The 17890-nt window shown below is 37.0% G+C and carries 14 protein-coding genes; 9 read left to right on the top strand and 5 right to left on the bottom strand.

The window, feature by feature from the left end; genetic code table 11:
* The first annotated feature begins 80 nt into the window (after positions 1–80).
* The 3 genes from thrA to H5V42_RS10700 all read left to right on the top strand — a co-directional run bounded on the left by thrA (position 81) and on the right by H5V42_RS10700 (position 5278).
* Entirely contained in the window at positions 81–3467 is a 3387-nt protein-coding gene (thrA, locus tag H5V42_RS10710) for a bifunctional aspartate kinase/homoserine dehydrogenase I (protein WP_185783166.1), read from the top strand.
* Between the two features lie 65 nt (positions 3468–3532).
* Entirely contained in the window at positions 3533–4699 is a 1167-nt protein-coding gene (locus H5V42_RS10705; RefSeq protein WP_185783165.1) for a trans-sulfuration enzyme family protein, read from the top strand.
* 3 nt (positions 4700–4702) lie between these two features.
* Positions 4703–5278: a sugar O-acetyltransferase gene (locus tag H5V42_RS10700; RefSeq protein WP_185783164.1), complete on the top strand. Its 576-nt coding sequence runs from the start codon at positions 4703–4705 to the stop codon at positions 5276–5278.
* 1 nt (position 5279) lies between these two features.
* Here H5V42_RS10700 and H5V42_RS10695 read toward each other — a convergent pair whose 3' ends face one another.
* Entirely contained in the window at positions 5280–5996 is a 717-nt protein-coding gene (locus tag H5V42_RS10695) for an NUDIX hydrolase (protein ID WP_185783163.1), read from the bottom strand.
* 85 nt (positions 5997–6081) lie between these two features.
* On the opposite strand from H5V42_RS10695, the gene H5V42_RS10690 reads away from it, so the two are divergent.
* On the top strand, positions 6082–7704 hold the full coding sequence (locus H5V42_RS10690; protein WP_185783162.1) for a carboxylesterase/lipase family protein: 1623 nt from the start codon (positions 6082–6084) through the stop codon (positions 7702–7704).
* 124 nt (positions 7705–7828) lie between these two features.
* Here H5V42_RS10690 and H5V42_RS10685 read toward each other — a convergent pair whose 3' ends face one another.
* From H5V42_RS10685 to H5V42_RS10670, 4 genes are read right to left on the bottom strand one after another with little or no spacing between them, the layout of a single operon-like run.
* Positions 7829–8725, bottom strand: a complete 897-nt coding sequence (locus tag H5V42_RS10685; RefSeq protein ID WP_185783161.1) for an alpha/beta hydrolase — start codon at positions 8723–8725, stop codon at positions 7829–7831.
* A gap of 57 nt (positions 8726–8782) precedes the next feature.
* Entirely contained in the window at positions 8783–10987 is a 2205-nt protein-coding gene (locus tag H5V42_RS10680; protein WP_185783160.1) for a xanthine dehydrogenase family protein molybdopterin-binding subunit, read from the bottom strand.
* 25 nt (positions 10988–11012) lie between these two features.
* The gene (locus H5V42_RS10675; protein ID WP_185783159.1) at positions 11013–13283 is read right to left on the bottom strand and encodes a xanthine dehydrogenase family protein molybdopterin-binding subunit; all 2271 of its coding nucleotides are present in this window, start codon (positions 13281–13283) and stop codon (positions 11013–11015) included.
* Between the two features lie 21 nt (positions 13284–13304).
* Positions 13305–13763 (bottom strand): (2Fe-2S)-binding protein, encoded by a 459-nt coding sequence (locus H5V42_RS10670; protein ID WP_185783158.1) that lies wholly within the window; start codon positions 13761–13763, stop codon positions 13305–13307.
* Positions 13764–13983: 220 nt separating this feature from the next.
* Here H5V42_RS10670 and H5V42_RS10665 point away from each other — a divergent pair, with 220 nt between their 5' ends.
* From H5V42_RS10665 to H5V42_RS10645, 5 genes are all read left to right on the top strand, one after another.
* Positions 13984–14397: an RrF2 family transcriptional regulator gene (locus H5V42_RS10665; protein WP_185783157.1), complete on the top strand. Its 414-nt coding sequence runs from the start codon at positions 13984–13986 to the stop codon at positions 14395–14397.
* A 158-nt stretch (positions 14398–14555) separates the two neighbouring features.
* Positions 14556–14819, top strand: a complete 264-nt coding sequence (locus H5V42_RS10660) for a DUF2061 domain-containing protein (RefSeq protein ID WP_185783156.1) — start codon at positions 14556–14558, stop codon at positions 14817–14819.
* Between the two features lie 9 nt (positions 14820–14828).
* Positions 14829–15446 carry a phosphoadenosine phosphosulfate reductase domain-containing protein gene (locus H5V42_RS10655; protein ID WP_185783155.1) on the top strand — a complete coding sequence of 206 codons (618 nt, stop codon included), beginning with the start codon at positions 14829–14831 and terminating at the stop codon, positions 15444–15446.
* Between the two features lie 40 nt (positions 15447–15486).
* The gene (cysD, locus tag H5V42_RS10650) at positions 15487–16443 is read left to right on the top strand and encodes a sulfate adenylyltransferase subunit CysD (RefSeq protein WP_229665689.1); all 957 of its coding nucleotides are present in this window, start codon (positions 15487–15489) and stop codon (positions 16441–16443) included.
* A gap of 82 nt (positions 16444–16525) precedes the next feature.
* The gene (locus H5V42_RS10645; RefSeq protein ID WP_185783154.1) at positions 16526–17773 is read left to right on the top strand and encodes a sulfate adenylyltransferase subunit 1; all 1248 of its coding nucleotides are present in this window, start codon (positions 16526–16528) and stop codon (positions 17771–17773) included.
* Positions 17774–17890: the final 117 nt, after the last annotated feature.

Genomic DNA, 17890 nt, shown 5'->3' with positions numbered 1-17890 from the left:
GTATTCTGGAGTTAATTAAGCTGAGGAAAAACAAACGCTGCGATAGCATTTGTAGCTAAATACGGTGAAGAAAAGCAACTATGATTCATAAACTTGAAATAAAGAATTTTACCACATTATCTGGGCATTCACAAGATATACAACTTTCTTATGAGCTATTTGGTGAGCCTTTACATACGGCACCAATAATATTGGTAAATCATGCCTTAACAGGCAACTCTAGCGTTGCCGGAGAAAATGGTTGGTGGTCAGATTTAATCGGCGATGGTAAATGCATCGATACTGAGAAATATACAGTACTTTGTTTTAATATTCCCGGTAATGGTTATGATGGTTTTGTAATTGAAGCATATAAAGAGTTTGTAGCATTAGATATTGCAAAACTGTTTTTATTTGGATTGAAATCTTTAGAAATTCAAAAGCTTTTTGCCATAATTGGAGGATCACTCGGTGGCGGTATAGCTTGGGAGATGGCAGTAGAAAATCCCGAAATTTCAGAACATCTCATACCTGTAGCGTCTGATTGGAAATCTACTGATTGGTTAATTGCGAATTGCCAAATTCAAGAACAAATACTTAACAATTCTAAAGAGCCTGTTCATGATGCTCGTATGCATGCGATGTTATGTTACCGAACGCCTGAATCTTTTAAAGAGCGTTTTAAACGTAGCACAAATGAAGAGTTACAGGTTTTTAATGTAGAGAGTTGGTTAACGCATCACGGTAAAAAATTACAAGAACGCTTTCAATTATCAGCTTATAAATTAATGAACCAGTTGTTACGGTCTATTGATGTAACCCGTAAAGGCGAAGCGGGTTTTGAAAAGTTGCAGCAAAGCGCAATGAAAATTCACATTATTGGGGTGAATTCTGATTTGTTTTTTACTGCAGAAGAAAATAAAGAAACTTTTCGCAGAATAGCCCAAGCTAATAGCAATGTTACCTATGGTGAAGTACAATCTTTACATGGCCATGATGCATTTTTAATGGAGTTTGAACAACTTCAAAATCTATTAAAAGATGTATTTCCTAAAGAAGGTGAGCAGCATAACTGGAAAGTCTTAAAGTTTGGTGGAAAATCACTAGGTAATGGTGAAGGAGTAGAGCGTGTTTTGAATATAATAGTTGAAAAAGCAAAGGCGAAAGAAAAAATTGCCTGTGTGCTTTCTGCTAGGGGTAAATCTACAGCTCAATTAGAAGGTCTTCTTAAACGCGCATCTCAAGGTAAAGCTTACCAAGAAAAATTAGAGGAGTTTATAGCATACCAAAAAGGTGCTGTTTCTGATTTTGATATTTCAGAAGAAGTTGAACTCTTAAAACAGAAGCTTGCCGGAGTAGCTTTACTAGGTGATTTTAGTGCTAAAATAGCAGATGAGGTTTTAGCTCTTGGAGAATTGCTTTCTGGTAAATGGGTTACACAAGCTTTACAGCAAAGAGGTATCAAGGCTGTTTTTATAGATGCAAGAACACTTTTAAAAACCAATAGTGATTTTGGTTTTGCTAAGGTAAATGAGCCTGTTTCAAAATTAAAAATCATCAATAAATTTTCTGAATTAAAACTAGGAGAAGTGCCTATTTTTACAGGGTTTATTGCTTCTGATGATAACGGAGAAACTACCACTTTAGGTAGAAATGGTAGTAATTACTCTGCAGCTTTGCTAGCTAACTTTTTAGATGCTGATGAATTGTTAAATTACACCCATGTAGATGGTATATATACCGCAAATCCAGATTTGGTGCCAGATGCACAGATACTACAATCTTTAACTTTTAGTGAAGCTAATGAGCTAGCCAATTTTGGGGCAACAATTTTACACGCAAAAACTATAATTCCGCTTATAGAAAAGAATATTCCACTCAGAATTTTAAATACGTTTAACCCTAGTTCTGAGGGTACACTTATAAGTGCAAAATCTAGCAATGGCGGTATTAAATCTATTTCGGTAATTGAACAGCAATCCCTCATAAATTTAGAAGGAAGAGGATTGTTAGGTAAAGTAGGTGTAGACGCTAGGATATTTGGTAGTTTAGGTAAGCGCAATATTAGTGTAGGTATTATATCACAAGGCTCCTCTGAGCGTGGTATTGGATTAGTGGTAGACGCTAATAAGGCTGAAGAGGCTAAAAAAGCACTTGAAGAAGAATTTAGTTCTGATTACTCAACCAAAGACGTAAACAATATTAAAATTGAAAAAGATGTTGCGGTAATTTCAATTGTAGGAGAAGACTTAAGCTCTTTTCATAAACCGTATAATTCGTTGATTAAGAATAAAATTGTCCCTTTACTTTTTAACAATACGGTTTCGGGTAAAAATGTGAGTTTGGTACTCAAAAGGTCAGATTTACATAAAGCTCTTAATGTAGTTCATGGCCAATTATTTGGTATAGCCAAAAAAGTGAACTTAGTAGTCTTTGGTCATGGCTTAGTTGGCGGTACTTTGGTCGACCAAATTTTAGAATCAAAAGCAGAAATTGAAAAAAGAAAAGATGTATTGCTGAATGTTTTTGCAGTTGCCAATTCACGTAAAGTGCTTTTGGCCAAAAATGGTATTTCTGCTGATTGGCGAAATCAAATTGAAGCAAGTGGTAAACCGTATCAACTTAATGATATTATATCATTTGCAGAACAACATCATTTAGAAAATTTAATAGCTATTGATAATACAGCAAATGCTGAATTTGTAAAGCAGTATCCTAATTTAATTGAGGCAGGTTTTGATTTGGTGTCATCAAACAAGATTGCCAATACGTTAGATTTTGATTTTTATGGTGCTATCCGAAAATCACTTCGAAAAAATCAAAAGCAATATTTGTACGAAACTAACGTGGGGGCAGGTCTCCCATTAATTGACACCATAAAATTACTTCATCTTTCAGGTGAAAATATTACAAGAATTAAAGGTGTTTTCTCGGGTTCATTAAGCTATATTTTTAATACATTTTCTGAAGATGATATATCATTTTCAAAAGTGGTTTTAGAAGCTAAAGAAAAAGGCTATACAGAACCTGACCCTAGAGAAGATTTGTCGGGTAACGATGTGGGCAGAAAACTATTAATTCTGGCTCGAGAATTAGATTTAAGTAACGAGTTTTCAGACATTGAAATTGAAAATCTTATACCTAAAGAATTAGAAGCGATATCAAAAGATGAATTTTTAAATAGGGTTAATGAATTAGACGATGCTTTTAAACGAGCTAAGACGGCGCAACAACCAAATCATGTATTACGCTACATTGGCGATTTGCATGGCGATTTGCAACAAGAAAAAGGAAAACTAAAGGTTGAATTAGTTTCTGTGCCAAAAAGCAGTGCATTAGGGCAAGTAAAAGGTTCTGATTCTATTATAGAAATTTATACTGAATCTTACGGTGATAATCCATTAGTTATTCAAGGAGCTGGAGCTGGTGCAGCAGTTACTGCCCGTGGAGTGTTTGGTGATATTTTGCGTATTGCCGAGAAATTGTAGGTTAGCATTAAGAATTAAATAGTTGAAGCGCCTTTTTTGGCTCATTCACTATAAGTAAAAAGAAAATGAGTAAAAATAAGTTTGAAACAGATGCGATTAGAGACCAATTAGAGCGTTCTCAGTTTTTAGAGCATTCTGTACCCATGTATGTGACTTCAAGTTTTGTGTTTGATGATGCTGAAGATATGAGAGCATCTTTCGCAGAAGAAAAAGAACGAAATATTTATTCGCGTTACAGCAATCCAAATACTAATGAGTTTGTAGCTAAAATTTGTAAAATGGAAGGTGCGGAAGCTGGTTTTGCTTTTGCGTCTGGTATGGCAGCGGTTTTTTCAACTTTTGCTGCGCTTCTAGAAAGTGGTGACCACATTGTAGCTTCAAAAAGCATTTTTGGTTCAACATTAAATTTATTCAATTCTTTTTTACCTAAATGGAATATTGAAACCAGTTATTTTGGAGTAAATGAACTAGATTCCATAGAACGTCTTATTACGCCAAAAACAAAAATCCTTTATGCCGAATCTCCAACAAACCCAGGAGTTGATATTATTGATTTAGAGCTATTGGGTACCATTGCAAAAAAACATAATCTGATTTTGATTATTGATAACTGTTTTGCCTCGCCTTATCTACAACAACCTATGAAATTTGGTGCAGATTTGGTGATTCATTCGGCAACAAAATTAATTGATGGTCAGGGCAGAGTTTTAGGGGGAATAACTGTGGGTGGCGCTGAATTGGTTGATAAAATATACAGATTCTCAAGAATAACCGGCCCAGCCTTATCACCTTTCAATGCTTGGGTGCTTTCTAAAAGTTTGGAAACCTTAGCGGTAAGAGTTGATAGGCATTGTGACAATGCACTAAAGCTCGCAGAGTTTTTAGAACAACACAAGAAGGTGAATTGGGTAAAGTATCCTTTTTTAAAATCGCATCCAAAATATAAAGTGGCTATAAAACAAATGAAAGCTGGTGGCTGTGTTGTTGCCTTTGAAGTTAATGGTGGATTAGAAGCGGGTCGTAAATTCTTTGATGCTATAAAATTGTTGTCACTTTCAGCAAACCTGGGGGACTCTCGTAGTATTGTAACACATCCAGCGTCAACTACACACAGTAAATTAACACCTGAGCAACGGTTAGAAGCGGGAATTACGGAGGGTACAGTTAGAGTTTCTGTTGGTTTGGAACATGTAGATGATATTATTTCTGATATTAAACAGGCATTAGGTTAACATATGAACAAACTAGATATAGCTATTTTTGACTTGATGCTAAAAGGTGGTCTAATTCCTAAAGACCATCCGCAATGGCCAAAGGTGTGGAAATTTGTAAATAGAGCTATAAAACTATCAGCGGGATTAAACACTGCGCAAAGTGTGGACGAAATTAGAAAGCGATTATCGGAGTTACTCAATTCAAAGGTCGACGTTTCTACCCGGGTTTTTGTTCCTTTTCATACCAATTTTGGACAACATATCTCTCTTGGAAAGAATGTTTTTATAAATCATGGCTGTACCTTTTTGGATTTAGGGGGTATTAGAATCGAAGATGACGTCCTCATAGGACCGAAGGTTAGTTTAATCACAGAAAATCATCCAGTAAATCCTTCAGACAGAAAATCATTGGATTTAAGTGCTATTCATATCAAAAAAAATGTGTGGCTAGGTGCTGGTTCCACCATCTTACCTGGGGTAACGGTTGGTGAAAACTCAATTGTAGCTGCGGGTGCCGTCGTTACCAAAGATGTTCCAAAAAATACAATCGTAGCTGGGGTACCCGCCAAAGAGATTAAAAAAATATCCGAAAATTGATTTAACTTTTAAAGCTATAGAGATATGGTGCTTTGTGTGCGCCACCACTGAACAGCTTTTCATGACGCACTAAAATATCTTTGTTTAACATTTTACGTTGAAAGGCCGTACGTTCTAATTTAGTTCCCAAAATTGCCTCATACACTAATTGCAAATCCTTCATTGTAAACTTGTTAGGTAGCAAATTCATGCCGATTAATTTTCTGTCCAAATTTTCACGTAAAGTTTCTAACGCTTTATTTACGATGTCTTGATGGTCTAACATTAATTTTGGTAGTGAGTCTATTGCATACCAATCAATAGAATCTGCCAAAGCATCGGGGGTAGGTTTAACATCGGTAAAGTTGATTAACGCGTAGTATGCTACAGAGATAAATCGCTTAAGCATCCATTCATTTTCAACAGAAGAAATGTGGTTTGCTTCTAGAATTGTTTTCATGATTTCTGGCTGAAATCTAGACAAGCCACCAAAGGTATGGAACTGTTCTAGGTAAACATCTTTAATTCCTGTTCTTACTTCCAACCCTTTTTTAACGGCGGTATCCAAAGTTTCATTGTGTTTTACAAATCCACCAGGTAAGGCAAAGAGTCCAGTATTGTGATATTCAAGAACCAAGATTTTTAGTTCTCTTCCATTAAAACCAAATATTACAGAATCAAAAGCTAGATGGGGAATGTATTCTGCTGGAGAAAGTAATTGATTTTTATTTTCTTTCATGTATAAGTAATCCCTTAAGTAAGTGTAAAAGTCCTAAAAATATTTTATTATTGTAACAATATGAAACAATAAAACTGAATGACACATGAAAAACATAATAAAACTTGTACTGTTACTAGTACTAATTTCTTTTGAAATGTACGCTCAAGGTAATAATGCATTTCCTGTTCAAGTTACCACCGATAAGGGAATTATTGAAGGTAATTATAATACACACACAGGTATTCAAACCTATTTCGGAATTCCTTTTGCAAAACCACCAATTAAAGATTTACGTTGGAAGGCACCTCAGCCAATGGATGTGTGGCAAGGGGTAAAGCAAACTAAAAAATTTGGTCCTAGACCGATGCAAACAATGGTCTTTGGTGATATGAAATCGCGTTCTAACGGGGTGAGTGAAGATTGTTTGTATTTAAATGTTTGGACACCTACAACCAGAGAAAATAAAAATTTACCAGTACTGGTGTATTTTTATGGTGGAGGTAACGTAGCTGGTGACGCTTCTGAATACCGTTATGATGGTGAAAGTATGGCCAAAAAAGGGATAGTAGTGGTTACCACAAATTACAGACTAAATATTTTTGGAAATCTAGCACATCCAGAATTAAGCGCCGAATCACCCTATAAGGCTTCGGGTAATTATGGTCAGCTAGATCAAAATATGGCCTTGCAATGGGTGCAGAACAACATAAAAGCTTTTGGCGGTGACCCTAGTAAAGTTACTATTGCGGGAGAATCAGCAGGTTCAATTGGAGTAAGTGTTCAAATGGCGTCACCGTTAAGTAAAAATTTGATTGCCGGTGCAATTGGGGAGAGCGGTGCTTCAATCAATCCAACAATGGCTCCGGTTACCCTAGAAGATGCGGAAAAACAAGGAAAAGAATTTCTCACTAAGGCTGGAATAATAAGCATCGACCAGTTACGAAAAATGTCAACCAGAGATATTTACGAAATCTATAATGCTGCCGGAAGATTTGGTTTTCCGATGGTTATAGATGGCTATTTGCTTCCAAAGTCGCTACCGGAAATTTTTAATTCTGGTGAACAAGCTCAAGTACCGTTGTTGGTGGGTTGGAATTCAGCGGAGATTCCTGGTATGGCATTCACGCAAGCTCCTATTACCAAAGAAGGCTTTATTGCTAAAGTAAAAGAAGTGTATCCTAAAAAGTACAAAGAGGTGTTAGCGTTATATCCACACAACACAGATGAAGAGTTACAATGGGCCGCAACTAATTTAGCCTCTGACCGTTTTATCGTTTACAGTACTTGGAAGTGGTTCGATTTGCATAGAAAAAATAGTAATGAACCAGTATATCGCTATTTATACAGTAAAATTAGACCACCCTTAAGAGATGCAAATTTAACCTCAGGTTTGGCAGGAGGAACTGTTGAAAGAGGTTCTGATGCACCACCAGCGCCAAAGCCTTTAGGAGCACCACATGCTGTAGAAATTGAATACGCCATGGGTAATTTACATCTAGTTGAAGATTATGCTTGGACAGCGGATGATTTTAGAGTCTCAAAAACTATGCAAGATTTTTTTGCAAACTTTATAAAAATGGGTAATCCAAATGGAGAAAATTTACCTCAATGGCCTAACGCAGAAGCAAATGATAAAACACCACCAGTGATGATTTTAGATACTGAAAGTTCCTCTAAAAATGCTCAAAGCGATGCTCGTTATGAATTTTTAGATACTACTTTTTAAAGAATGTTGTTGTTGATTTATAGTTCATGTTAATTTAACTAAAAAGGGAGCAAATTTTTGCTCCTTTTTTATGTCAAAAAAATTGTTATTTGAATGTCAAAATTTCAATCGGCTTTTAGCGGAATTAATTCAAATATTCCGACAAGAAATCAATTACTCTATACCGAACTTCATTTACATCAAACATTTTTCCAAAATGAGGTGCGTCTTTTACAATTATTAACTCGTTTTTTACTCCATTAGCAGACAACCATCCGCTCATGAGTTTTGAGTGTCTAGGATCTACCATATCATCTTTTTCGCCATGTATTAGCAGCGTAGGCGGGTCATCTTTATCAATATAATTAATAGGACTAGCTTTTTCTGCTAAATCTGGTCTAGAAACTGGAGTTGCGCCTAGTAAGAGTGCTTCTGGTGACTCTGGATTTTCAGCGTTAGGAAACAATACCAATTCAGCGGGACCATAAAAGTTTACAATTGCTTTAAAGCTAAAATCTCTAGTAGTTTCGGGCATAAAAAAATCTTGAATGTCTTCATTTTTAGATAAGCCCATCATTGCTGCTAAATGCCCACCTGCGGAAAAACCCATAACTGCCATTAGAGAGGTGTCTAATCCATACGTTTCAGCATTATCAACTAAAAATGAAATAGCCCTGTTACAATCTTGAATCTGTGCAGGAAAAATGGCCTGAGTAGCAAATCGATAATCTATGGAAACTAAAGCATAACCTTTAGAAACTATATCTCGAACAGTTCTTCGCATATAGCCCATGTCAGCATATTTATCGTTTACAACCCAACCGCCACCATGAACAAAAATTACTACAGGAACTTTTTTCGAAGAATTAGGAGGTAGATAAATATCTAATAGATGCTTAGCATGTGTATCATTGTTATAGTTTACATTGCTATGTAAAACGGTACCTTCGGGGAAAAGGCTAATAACTTTATTTTGTTGTCCCCAGCAAATCTGGAATACAAGCGTAAGGCAACTAATTGAAAGAAATAGTTTGGTTTTCATTTAGTTATATTTCTTTCAATATAAATGATAAAATTTACATCTCGCTCATTTAAGACATTAACCAACTAACGGTGGCTTATCTGTGATGAAAGGTTGTTGATAATATCTTCTTCCTGTAGCTTTATACAGGGCATTTGCTAATGCTCCTTGTACAGGTGGTAATGAGGGCTCACCTAAACCAGTTGGTGCAATTCCATTATCAACAAAATAAGTTTCTATTTTTTCTGGAGCTTCTGTATTGCGCATTAAACGATAACGGTCAAAGTTATGTTGCTGTGGTTCTCCTTCCTTAAACGTTAGTTCACTAAAGGTAGCATGGCCAATACCATCAATTATTCCACCTTCGATTTGATTTTTTGCACTTAAAGGATTTATTACAATACCGCAATCAACAGCGCAATGCACAGTACCCACTTTTGGCGTATCACCATTCATGGTAACATCTAAAACTTGAGCTACATAAGAATTGTGACAATAATATGCTGCCACCCCTCTGTTATCTCCAATTTGCCAATTAGATTTTTCTTTTACCAATTTAAGTACACCTGCATAACGTTCTGGGTCGTAATCGTTTTTTTCTGTATCGCCAACAGGCTTAGAAATGGCTCTATCAAACAATTCAAGTCTAAATGCTATGGGGTCTTTACCTGCTGCTTCTGCTACTTCATCTATAAACGCTTGTTCAGCACCAGCAATAAAGTTGGAACGAGGTGCTCTCCATGCTCCTGTAGTTACATTAGTAGATAAACTAAGTTTTTCCGCTAAATAGTTGTCTACGGCCCCCGCTGGAAAACGATTTTCGAATACTAAATCATCATTTGTTCCGGCACCTCTAACATGCCAAGCGATAAGATTACCTTCTTCGTCTAATCCTGCTTTATAACGAATTTTATAGGATGGTCTATAGGTTCCTTGAGCCATGTCGTCTTCACGTGTGTAAACCAATTTTATGGGAGCGTTCATTTTCTTTGAAATCATTGCCGCTTCTACGCCAAAAGACCCGTATAGTCTTCTGCCAAAACCACCACCCATACGGGTCATCATTATATCAATTTTCTCTAATGGCATTTCTAAAACCTCCGCCAAAGTTAATTCCAAGTACTCTGGTGTTTGAATAGGGCCTAGTAATTCAGCTTTTTCAGGAGTTACATGCGCATAAAAGTTCATAGGCTCCATAGTATTGTGTGCTAAGAAAGGTGCGCTATAGGTACTTTCTACAATTTTAGCGGCATTCTTAAATGCAGCTTCTACATTACCATCTGCTCTTGCTGGTGAGGCTGGCTTAGTATTTAATAGGTTATCTAATTCTCTATTATGATAAGCTGTATCCTCGGCTTTTTCTGCCTGTTCCCAAGTAATATCTAAAGCTTTTTTAGCTTGCATACATTGCCAAGTAGACTCACCAACTATAGCTACCATTTCTGGAACTGCACCGCCGTCTGACCATTGCTTTTTAATTCCTTCTGGATAGACTGTTATTGGGAAAATAGCTTTGATACCCGGCATGCTTTCTGCTTTACTACTGTCTATTGCTTTAAACTTCATTCCAAAAGCAGGAGGCTGCGTCACCATAGCTATTAACATGCCCTCTTTTTGAATATCTAAACCAAACAGCGATTGACCTGTTACAATTTGATGTCCGTCAACATTTTTTTTGTCGGTACCAATTATAGTAAAGTCACTTGTTTCTTTTAATGATACTTCTTCTGGTACTTCTAATTTAGCTGCCGCCGAAGCAAGTTCGCCATATGTGGCACTTTTACCACTTGCTGTATGACTAACCACACCTTCTGATGTTTGAATCTCATTAATAGCAACCTGCCAGGCATCAGCAGCGGCTTGTTTTAGCATTGTTCTCGCAGTTGCTCCAGCCATTCTAAGACCTTCCCAACCTTGACGAATACTTTGACTACCACCAGCTAATTGTCTAGTGAAAATATCAGTATTAAGCGGTGCCTGTTCCACCAAAACATTTTTCCATGCCGTATCTAACTCTTCAGCAACAATCATTGGCATTGCCGTTTTTACGTTCTGACCAATTTCAGGATTGGGAGACATAATGGTTACAACGCCATTGTCGCCAATTTTTAAAAATCCATTAATTTGAAACCACTCCTTTGGCATTTCCATAGCTACAATTTTAGCGGCTTCTTTTGGCTTGCAAGAATTTAGCCAACTAAAGCCTATAACTAAGCCGCCACTAGCTAAACTGGTATTTCTAATAAATGCTCTTCTTCCTACTTTGGTTTTAACAATGCTCATGATTTCGCTTTCTAAAATTCTTTAACTATCCTACTAATGGTGGTCTATCTGTAATAAAAGGTTGATGATAATGTCTTCTTCCTGTTGCTTTATACAAAGCATTAGCCAATGCACCCATTATAGGTGGAAATGGCGGTTCACCCATACCTGTAGGGTCTATATTATTTTGAACAAAATGGGTTTCAATTTCTTTTGGAGCTTCGGTATGTCTAATTAATCGGTAGCGGTCAAAATTTGATTGTTCTGGAGCTCCATCTTTAAAGGTTAAGCCGCTATACATGGCATGGCCGATGCCATCAACAGCACCTCCTTCAGATAGGTTTGCAGCAGAACCAGGGTTAACTACAATTCCGCAATCAATAGCAGCGGTAACCTTTTGTACTACAGGCTTATTGTTTTCCATAACTACATCTAATACCTGTGCAACATAACTTTGGTGGCAGAAATAAGCTGAAACTCCTCTGTGCACGCCAGCTTCTTGCTGACCCCAGTTTGCTTTTTCTTTTACAAGCTCTAATACACCAGCATAACGAGCAGCATCATAGTCATTAGATTCTGGTTCTCCAACAGGATTGGTTTCTGCTTTTTTAAGTAATTCTATGCGAAACGCTATAGGGTCTTTACCCATGGCTTCTGCAATTTCATCTAAAAAGGATTGTTCGGCCCCTGCTATAAAATTAGAACGTGGGGCTCTAAAAGCACCAGTGGTAATGTTCGAATCAAGGGTAAAATCTTCCGCTAGGTAGTTATCAATTGCCCCTGCCGGAAAACGATTAGCAAATAAAGGACTTTCAGGAATTCCGCCAGCTCTAACATGAAAACCTATTAGGTTGTTGTTTTCATCAAGTGCTGCTCTGTATTTAGCGTAATATGCTGGGCGATATATACCTTGAGTCATGTCGTCCTCACGACTGTAAACCAATTTTACAGGAGCTTTCATTCGCTGAGATATAGCAGCAACTTCAACCATAAAATGCCCATATAACCTTCTACCAAAACCTCCACCTTGGCGGGTCATTTGTATATCAACATTATCTAGAGGAAGACCCAAACGTTCAGCAACCGCGGGTTCCATCCATTCTGGAGTTTGGGTCGGACCTAATAATTCTGCATGATTTTCAGTTACATTGGCGAAGAAATTCATAGGCTCCATGGTGTTGTGCGCTAAGAACGGACAACTGTATTCGCTTTCGATAATTTTTGCTGCATTTTTAAATGCTGCTTCCGGATTACCATCTTTACGAGCAACTTTAGCATTTCTGTTGATAAGGTCTTTTAATTTGCTGGTGTGTTTTTCAGAATCTTCCATTCCAGATGGGAAATTCACTTTCATTGTGTTACCAAAAAGTGTCATGGTGTCTGAAATGTCTGGTGCATTTTCCCATTCTGCCTTAATTGCTTTTTTAGCTTGCATCACTTGCCAAGTAGAATCACCTACTACAACAATTACCTCGTTAAAAGCAGTAAAATGAAATGCCATTTTATCAAAGTCCTCATCATATAACTTCAATGAAAAAACATCTTTAATACCAGGCATGCTTTTAGCTGTTTCAGCATCAAATGATTTTAATTTTTTTCCGAAAGCTGGCGGATGCACTAAACCAGCAATTAGCATACCTTCTCGTTGTACATCTATTCCGAATAAAGGTTCACCGGTTACAATTTTTTTACCGTCAACATTCTTTTTAGTAGTTCCAATTATAGAAAATTGCGAATGTTCTTTTAACTCAATTTCTTCGGGCACCTCTAATTCAGCAGCAACAGAAGCCATTTCTCCATAACCTGCTGATTTGCCACTTGCTTCATGCTTTAAAAATCCTGCAACGGCTGTGATTTCATTTACAGGAACTTGCCAAGTATTTGCTGCAGCTTGTTTTAACATTTGGCGTGCTGTAGCACCAGCCATTCGTAAATTTTGCCAAGAACTAGAGATAGAGCGGCTACCGCCAGCTACCTGCCAGCTATATAAATTAGTATTTAAAGGAGCTTGTTCAACAACAACATTATTCCAATCTATTTCCAATTCATCAGCAACAATCATCGGCATAGATGTACGCACATTCTGACCAATTTCAGGATTTGGAGACATTATAGTAACTACACCATTGTCTCCAATCTTTAAATAACCATTAATCTCATACCATTCTTTTGGCATTTCTAATTCCATAGCAACAGCCTCGGCAACTTTAGGTTTGCAAGAATTAAAAAAACTAAATCCTAGTACCAGCCCTCCACCAGCTAAACCAGTGTTTTTAATAAAGGCTCTACGGCCCAGTTGTGTTTTTACAAGTGTCATTTTTGTAAATTTTAAAGTGACTTACGAGTTGTCTGCTGCCATTTTCACAGCTTTTCTAATACGAGTGTACGTACCACATCTACAAATGTTACCATTCATTGCAGTTGCAATTTCGTCATCAGTTGGTGTTGGATTTTTTTTCAGTAGGGCAGAGGCAGTCATTATTTGTCCTGCTTGGCAATACCCACACTGCGGTACATCAACTTCTAACCATGCTTGTTGTACAGGATGGTCTCCATTTTCTGAAAGTCCTTCAATGGTTGTAATTTCTTGTTCCCCTACAGCAGAGACGGGTAATTGACATGAACGTACGGCGTTATCATTTAAATGTACCGTACACGCACCACATTGGGCAATACCGCAACCATATTTAGTGCCTACCATTTGTAGATGGTCTCTTAGTACCCAAAGCATTGGTGTAGAACCGTCTACATCAACTTTTTTTGTTTCTCCGTTAATTTTTAGATTGAATGTTGCCATTTTTGAAAAAGTTTGTGATTGAAGTTATAAATTAAATCATTTAGAATAGGTTAAAATTATAGCTATAACACTTTGTTAACAGTTATTTAGAATGTAATATAAAATACTTTTATTCAGTGATTTAGGGGTAATTTTAGGATTGTTGAAGCATACTATTTTCACTTATACCAAATTCAAAAAATAAAAATTAACAAAATTTTGATTTGTGTATCTTTACCTCATGCTTTCTAAGAAAACTAAATATGGACTTAAGGCGCTAACCTATTTAGCTACAAAAGATAATAAATCGCCAGTTCAAATTGCGGAGGTAGCAGAAAGTGAAAACATCTCTCAGAAATTTTTAGAAAGTATTCTTCTTACGCTTAGAAGAAATGGTTTTTTGGGTTCCAAAAAAGGCAAAGGTGGTGGCTACTACCTAATTAAAGAACCGCACGAAATTGGTATGGCCGCAGTAATGCGTGTTTTAGAAGGTCCTATTGCAATGGTTCCTTGTGTTAGCTTAAATTTTTATGAAAAGTGCGATGATTGCCCAGATGAGGCAAGTTGTTCTGTTCATGATTTGATGCTTAAAGTTCGTGATGCGAACCTTGAAGTTTATAGAAATACTACACTAGCTGACTTAATTTCAAAATAATACATGTTGATACATTGAAAAATCTTCGATTTTTCAATTGTTTTTTTAATAATCTATTAAAACGATAGGATAAATAAATATTTTATCACTTTTTTAGATAATTACTGCTTTAAAAAATATATGTTTGCATTCCCTACTAAATTGATAGGATAATAAAAATGATTACAGAACAATTAGTATTAGATAATAAAAAAGAGAAGTCAACCTACAATCAAGATAAGACTTCTGAATCCCCTAAACGCAGTATCGCTAAATCTATTAGTTGGAGAGTAATTGGTACACTAGATACTATTATTATCTCTTGGATTGTAACCGGGACGTTAACAATGGCCTTTTCCATTGGTTTGGTAGAGTTGGTCACCAAAATGGTACTTTACTTTTTTCATGAGCGTCTCTGGAATAGCATTAATTGGGGAAAATAAATTCGTATTATGTCTGAAGATCAATTACCAAAATGGAATGCTCAATTAAAAGGTATTCCGCCGCAAGAAATCATTGCTTGGGCTATTCAACATGGTGCTAAGCCTGTTATTACGACAAACTTTCGCCCTTATGAAGTGGCAATCTTACATGCCGTGGCAGATGTTAATCCAGATATTCCCGTAATATGGTGTGATACGGGGTATAATACTCCGCAAACCTATAAACATGCCGAGGAACTTATTTCAAAGTTGGGTTTAAATGTAAAACTTTATGTGCCTAAACAAACTGCTGCACATAGAGATGCTATTATGGGTATTCCGCAAATTGATGATCCTTTACACAAAGAATTTACAGAACAGGTAAAACTTGAGCCTTTTCGTAGAGCAATGGAAGAGCACAAACCAGATGTGTGGTTTACTAACTTAAGAAAGGGACAAACAGCACTAAGAGATTCTTTAGATATTTTAAGTTTAAGTAAAAACGGGGTGTTAAAAGTGAGTCCATTTTTTTACTGGGGTGATGCGCAACTAGATGCATATCTGCAAGAAAACAACTTACCTAACGAACATAAGTATTTTGATCCTACAAAGGTTTTAGAAAACCGTGAGTGTGGATTGCATACCTAATAAATAGAAAGAACGCCAACTGCGTTGGCTATATAAAAATATGACCTTGGACACAGTAACTAAAGAAATTTTGGCAACGGATTCACAAGTATTGGGCGCAACAGGAGATGTGGCTAATGCACTGGAAAACGAAGCTATCTATATTATCAGAGAAGTGGCGGCACAATTTGAGAAGCCCGTGTTGTTATTCTCAGGAGGTAAAGACTCCATAACCTTAGTGCGCTTGGCACAAAAAGCGTTTTGGCCAGCAAAAATTCCGTTCCCGTTAATGCACATAGATACGGGGCATAACTTTCCAGAAACTATTGAATTTAGAGATAGGTTGGTAGAAGAATTGGGCTTGGAATTGATAGTGCGTAACGTACAAGATTCCATAGACCAAGGAAAGGTAAAGGAAGAAACGGGTAAGTATGCTAGTAGAAACATGCTGCAGACAACAACTTTATTAGACGCTATTGAAGAGTTTAAGTTTGATGCGTGTATAGGTGGTGCTCGTAGAGACGAAGAAAAGGCGCGTGCTAAAGAGCGTATTTTTTCTGTACGTGATGATTTTGGGCAGTGGGATGAGAAAAACCAACGTCCAGAATTGTTTGATATGTTGAATGGCCAGATAGAATTGGGGCAAAACGTACGCGTTTTTCCAATAAGTAACTGGACAGAGCTAGATGTGTGGAGCTATATAGAAAGAGAACAAATTGAGATACCTTCTATCTATTTTGCACACCAACGTAAAATCTTTTTGAGAGACGGCTTAATATGGTCGGCAGAAGACGATGTTGTTTTTAGAGCAGAAGATGAGGTGGTAGAAGAACGTACCGTACGCTTTAGAACAGTAGGGGATATGTCTTGTACTGCAGCGGTAGAATCCAATGCGGATACCATAGCAAAAGTAGTGGCAGAAATTCGCGAATCGTCTATCTCTGAGCGTGGAGCACGTATAGATGATAAGCGTTCTGAGGCTGCCATGGAAAAACGTAAACAACAAGGATATTTTTAATCTAGTTGATGGCCGTTGGTTGTTCGTTGCTACATTTTTACGAATACCACCAACAACTATGAACTAACAACGATAAACGAAATTGAAAGTTTTAAAATTAGCAACAGCAGGGAGTGTAGACGATGGTAAGAGTACCTTGATTGGGCGTTTACTTTACGATACCAAATCCTTAACTACAGATAAATTAGAGGCCATAGAAAAAACCAGTAAGCAACGTGGTTATGACTATTTGGATTTTTCCCTGGCAACAGACGGCTTGGTGGCAGAACGTGAACAAGGTATCACAATAGATGTTGCTCACATTTATTTTTCTACACCAACCAAGAGTTACATTATAGCAGATACTCCAGGGCATGTAGAATATACCCGTAACATGGTTACAGGTGCTTCTACTTCGCAAGCGGCGATTATTTTAATCGATGCACGTAAGGGGGTTATTGAGCAAACGTATAGACACTTTTTCATCAATAATATGCTTCGCATTAAAGATGTGATTGTTGCTATCAACAAAATGGATTTGGTAGATTATGCAGAGGACACTTTTAACGCAATCAAAGCTGATTTTGAGGAGTTAATGGCGAAGCGCGATTATCAAGATCAGAACATCACGTTTATTCCAGTAAGTGCTTTAAAAGGTGATAATGTAGTTAACAAATCTGACGCAATGCCTTGGTACCATGGGCAAACCTTGTTGCAGCATTTAGAGGAGTTAGATTTAAAAGATATCTATAACACAGGTACACCTCGTTTTCCGGTGCAATATGTAATTCGCCCTAAAACAGACGATTATCATGATTTTCGTGGTTTTGCTGGGAAAGTGTACGGTGGCGAATTAAGTGTGGGGGATGAGGTGGTAGCCTTACCATCACAAACGCGTTCTAAAATCAAAGAAATTTATTTTCACGATAAAAAATTCCAAACGGCATCAAGAAGGTCTTCGGTTACCATTACGCTAGAAGATGAGATTAATGTGAGTAGGGGAGATATGTTGGTTAAGGCGGACGATTTGCCGCAGATAGAAAAGCAATTTACCGCAACGGTATCTTGGATGGATTCTGACCAACTTACTCCAGGTAAAAAATACGTGGTACAGCATGGGGTTAATAAGGTGTTGGCTAAAGTAGATGCTATTCATCATAAAATTAAACCAGACTATACGGGTATAGATGAAGCGGCAACAAGTTTGGGGATGAATGATATTGCAAAAGTGAGCTTTAAATTGAACAAGCCTATCTTTTACGATGCCTTCAAAGACCATAGAACCAATGGTTCTTTTATATTGATAGATGCACAGTCTAACGCTACAGCTGGCGTTGGCTTTATAGCATAAAATGAAGTTCTGGAGCGTAAGGTTCCAGAATTTTTTAGACTTATAACCTATAAAATCTATAGGAATTATAAATTATTAAAAATACCACTTCCTCCAAAGAGTTTTCCGCTCTTTTGA

The sequence above is a fragment of the Croceivirga lutea genome (genome assembly GCF_014235875.1).
Lineage (GTDB): Bacteria > Bacteroidota > Bacteroidia > Flavobacteriales > Flavobacteriaceae > Croceivirga > Croceivirga lutea.
Note: the sequence above shows the minus strand (reverse complement) of the source record. Positions and strands in the feature narration are given on the sequence as shown.

Coding starts and splice junctions, on each gene's coding strand:
- H5V42_RS10705 (WP_185783165.1), top strand. CDS start 3,533: ATGAGTAAAAATAAGTTTGAAACAGATGCGATTAGAGACCAATTAGAG.
- H5V42_RS10670 (WP_185783158.1), bottom strand. CDS start 13,763: ATGGCAACATTCAATCTAAAAATTAACGGAGAAACAAAAAAAGTTGAT.
- H5V42_RS10675 (WP_185783159.1), bottom strand. CDS start 13,283: ATGACACTTGTAAAAACACAACTGGGCCGTAGAGCCTTTATTAAAAAC.
- H5V42_RS10695 (WP_185783163.1), bottom strand. CDS start 5,996: ATGAAAGAAAATAAAAATCAATTACTTTCTCCAGCAGAATACATTCCC.
- H5V42_RS10655 (WP_185783155.1), top strand. CDS start 14,829: ATGTCTGAAGATCAATTACCAAAATGGAATGCTCAATTAAAAGGTATT.
- H5V42_RS10685 (WP_185783161.1), bottom strand. CDS start 8,725: ATGAAAACCAAACTATTTCTTTCAATTAGTTGCCTTACGCTTGTATTC.
- H5V42_RS10690 (WP_185783162.1), top strand. CDS start 6,082: ATGAAAAACATAATAAAACTTGTACTGTTACTAGTACTAATTTCTTTT.
- H5V42_RS10665 (WP_185783157.1), top strand. CDS start 13,984: ATGCTTTCTAAGAAAACTAAATATGGACTTAAGGCGCTAACCTATTTA.
- cysD (WP_229665689.1), top strand. CDS start 15,487: ATGACCTTGGACACAGTAACTAAAGAAATTTTGGCAACGGATTCACAA.
- thrA (WP_185783166.1), top strand. CDS start 81: ATGATTCATAAACTTGAAATAAAGAATTTTACCACATTATCTGGGCAT.
- H5V42_RS10680 (WP_185783160.1), bottom strand. CDS start 10,987: ATGAGCATTGTTAAAACCAAAGTAGGAAGAAGAGCATTTATTAGAAAT.
- H5V42_RS10660 (WP_185783156.1), top strand. CDS start 14,556: ATGATTACAGAACAATTAGTATTAGATAATAAAAAAGAGAAGTCAACC.
- H5V42_RS10700 (WP_185783164.1), top strand. CDS start 4,703: ATGAACAAACTAGATATAGCTATTTTTGACTTGATGCTAAAAGGTGGT.